Consider the following 3,025-nt stretch of genomic DNA (forward strand, 5'->3'; position numbering starts at 1 on the left):
CGTCGGCGTGCGCGGCATGCAGCGCCCGGATGAAGCCGCGCGGCGCATCGGCGGCGCGGGCCGCGGCCTCGACCTCGGCCAACGGCACCTGCGCCTTGCGGGCGGCATAAAGGTCGCGCTTGTGGGCGACGATGGTGGCGAGCGTATCGGTCATCGAAAGGCGATCCAGCGCTTGAGGATGTCAGCCGCAGCGCCGCTGTCAATGGCGGTGGCCGCCTCGGCGACGCCCTGCGGCAGGGTCAGGCCGGGTCGCGCCACGGTCAGCGCGGCAGCAGCATTGAGCAGAACCATGTCGCGATAGGCATCCTGTTGCCCGGCGAGCAGGGCCAGCAGGCGTTCGGCGTTATAGGCGGGGCTGCCGCCCTTCAACGCGTCGTTCGGCTGCCGCGCCAGGCCGGCGTCTTCCGGGGTGAGGGTGCGCGCGGTGAGCACGCCGCCCGCCAGCGCCACCGCCGTCGTCTCGCCGGAAAGCGCCACTTCGTCAAAGCCCTGGCCGTGCACCACCAGCGCGGCCCGGCTGCCCAGGTGCCGGAGTGCCTCGGCCATCAGCGGCACCGGGCCAGGCGCGAACACGCCCAACAATTGCTGGTCCACCCCGGCCGGATTGCACAGCGGGCCCAGCAGGTTGAAGATCGTGCGCCGGCCCAGCGCCTTGCGCACTGGTGCCACGCGGGCCATCGCCGGATGATGCCGGGCGGCGTGCAGGAACGTGATGCCAACATGTGTGAGGCACGGACCCAGCCGGTCCATCGGCAGTTCCGGCACGCCCAGCACCATCAACACGTCGGCTGCACCACTGGTGGAGGAGGCGGCGCGGTTGCCGTGCTTGGCCAGCTTCACCCCGCAGGCAGCGACCACCAGGCTGACGGCGGTCGAGATGTTGAGGCTGTGCATGCCATCGCCGCCGGTGCCGCACACATCCAGCGCATCGCCAGCGCGGAACGGCTGGATGGCGCGCGCCCGCAGTGCGCGGGCGGCGGCAACGACTTCGCCCACCGTCTCGCCGCGGTCGGCCAGGATGGTCAGGAAGCCCGCCAGCGCGTCGTCGCTCACCTTGCCGTCAAAGATCGCGGCAAAGGCTTCTGCCGCCGCGCCTTCGTCAAGCGGGCGGGACGGATCGGGCAGCAGGCTCATGCCGTTGCCGACAAATCGGGTTTCAGGCCGGCCAGCACCATGAAATTGGCGAGCAGGCGATGGCCATGCTGGGTGGCGATCGATTCCGGGTGGAACTGCACGCCGTGCAGTGGCAGCTCGCGGTGGTGCATCCCCATGATTAGGCCATCCGGGCTGTGGGCATTGACCACCAGGTCGGCCGGCAGCCCGGCTTCGCGCACCACCAAGCTGTGATAGCGCGTCGCCTCGAACGGGGAGGGGATTTCGGCAAACACGCCGGTGCCATCGTGCGTTATTTCGCTCACCTTGCCGTGCATGACCTGCGGCGCGCGCTCGACAATGCCGCCAAAGGCCTGGCCCAGCGCCTGGTGGCCCAGGCACACGCCAAACAGCGGCGTGCGGGTTTCGGCGGCCGCGTCGATCAGGGCCAGGCAGATGCCAGCCTCGTTGGGCGTGCAGGGGCCGGGCGAGAGCAGGATCGCTTCCGGCCGCATCCCCATCGCGTCCTGCGTCGTCAGCGCATCATTGCGCACCACGACGGTTTCCGCCCCCAGCTCGGCCAGATAATGGACGAGGTTGAAGGTGAAGCTGTCATAATTGTCGATGACAAGGATCGTCATGCGCTGGCCTTAGCGGTTATGGGCGGCGGCGTCATCCGGGCTGGCTCAGCCTGAGACAACGACGCCTTTCCAGAAGGCCAGCCGGCCCTTGATGCGGGCGGCCTCGGGCTTGGGATCGGCGTAATACCAGACAGCATCAGGGTTCTCGGCACCGTCTACCACCAGCGTGAAATAATTGGCCAGGCCCTTCCAGCCGCAGACGCTGGTCGTGCTGCTCGGCTTGAGCAGGGCCGAGTCAACCGCGTCGGCGGGGAAATAATGATTGCCCTCGACGATCACCGTGTCGGCGCTGTCGGCGATCACCCGCCCGTTCCACGTCGCTTTCGCCATGCTGGCACTCCTATTGCCCGAACCGTGCTTCGCCGGCGGTGGCGATGGCTTCGCGGGCCGCCGCGATCAGGGCGCCGGCCTTGGCTTCGCATTCGCGCTGCTCATATTCGGCCACGCTGTCGGCAACGATGCCGGCGCCGGCCTGCACGTGCATCACGCCATCCTTCACCACGGCCGTACGCAGCACGATGCAGCTGTCCATGTCGCCATTGGGGCTGAAATAGCCGACGCCGCCCGCATAAGGTCCGCGCGCCTCGCCTTCCAGTTCGGCGATGATCTGCATGGCGCGCACCTTGGGCGCCCCCGACACCGTGCCCGCCGGGAAGCCGGCGAGCAGGGCCGCCACCGCATCCACGCCATCGGCCAGCCGGCCCTGCACGTTGGAAACGATGTGCATGACATGGCTGTAGAATTCGACAAAGAACTTGTCAGTCACCTTGACCGTGCCGGGCACCGACACGCGCGCGGTGTCATGGCGGCCAAGGTCGAGCAGCATCAGATGCTCGGAGAGTTCCTTGGGATCGGCGAGCAGGCTTTCCCGGTTGGCGGCGTCTTCGGCGGCGTCCTTGCCGCGCGGGCGGGTGCCGGCAATGGGCCGGATGGTCACGTCACCACCGCGGGCGCGGACGAGGATTTCCGGGCTTGAGCCAACCAGCGCAAAACCGGGCAGATCGAGGAAATAGAGGAAGGGCGAGGGGTTGATGCGCCTGAGCGCGCGATAGAGATCGAACGCCGGCAGCGGGAAATCCACCGAGAAACGCTGCGACAGCACGACCTGGAAGATGTCGCCCGCCAGGATATAGTCCCGCGCCTTTTCGACCATCGCGGCATAGCGCGCCGTGTCGGTGTGATGGCGGCGGTTGGCTTCGGGCAGGGTTTCGGGCGGGCGCGGCGCCAGCGGCAGCGCCTGGGCGAGGCGGCGCTCGGTCTCGGCAATGCGCTCGGCGGCGGCATCCCAGGCG

At 68.5% G+C, this 3,025-nt stretch carries 4 protein-coding genes; all 4 read right to left on the reverse strand.

The window, feature by feature from the left end; translation table 11 throughout:
- Nucleotides 1–150: 150 nt before the first annotated feature.
- A complete protein-coding gene (gene trpD / locus GJ693_RS15020) occupies nucleotides 151–1,134 on the reverse strand; it encodes an anthranilate phosphoribosyltransferase (RefSeq protein ID WP_156257065.1) in 984 nt (327 codons plus the stop codon).
- Nucleotides 1,131–1,733: an anthranilate synthase component II gene (locus GJ693_RS15025; RefSeq protein WP_156257066.1), complete on the reverse strand. Its 603-nt coding sequence runs from the start codon at nucleotides 1,731–1,733 to the stop codon at nucleotides 1,131–1,133. Before GJ693_RS15025 ends, trpD begins: the two co-directional genes overlap by 4 nt.
- Nucleotides 1,734–1,778: 45 nt before the next feature.
- On the reverse strand, nucleotides 1,779–2,063 hold the full coding sequence (locus tag GJ693_RS15030; RefSeq protein ID WP_156257067.1) for a DUF427 domain-containing protein: 285 nt from the start codon (nucleotides 2,061–2,063) through the stop codon (nucleotides 1,779–1,781).
- Nucleotides 2,064–2,073: 10 nt separating this feature from the next.
- The coding region (locus GJ693_RS15035; protein ID WP_235902968.1) for an anthranilate synthase component I family protein at nucleotides 2,074–3,025 on the reverse strand (952 nt) is incomplete at its 5' end.

It is taken from the genome of Sandarakinorhabdus oryzae (assembly GCF_009733735.1).
Classification (GTDB): Bacteria; Pseudomonadota; Alphaproteobacteria; order Sphingomonadales; family Sphingomonadaceae; genus Sandarakinorhabdus; species Sandarakinorhabdus oryzae.

What these genes read in the sequence shown, in the direction of transcription:
- trpD (WP_156257065.1), bottom strand. Translation starts at nt 1,134, where the DNA reads ATGAGCCTGCTGCCCGATCCGTCCCGCCCGCTTGACGAAGGCGCGGCG.
- GJ693_RS15025 (WP_156257066.1), bottom strand. Translation starts at nt 1,733, where the DNA reads ATGACGATCCTTGTCATCGACAATTATGACAGCTTCACCTTCAACCTC.
- GJ693_RS15030 (WP_156257067.1), bottom strand. Translation starts at nt 2,063, where the DNA reads ATGGCGAAAGCGACGTGGAACGGGCGGGTGATCGCCGACAGCGCCGAC.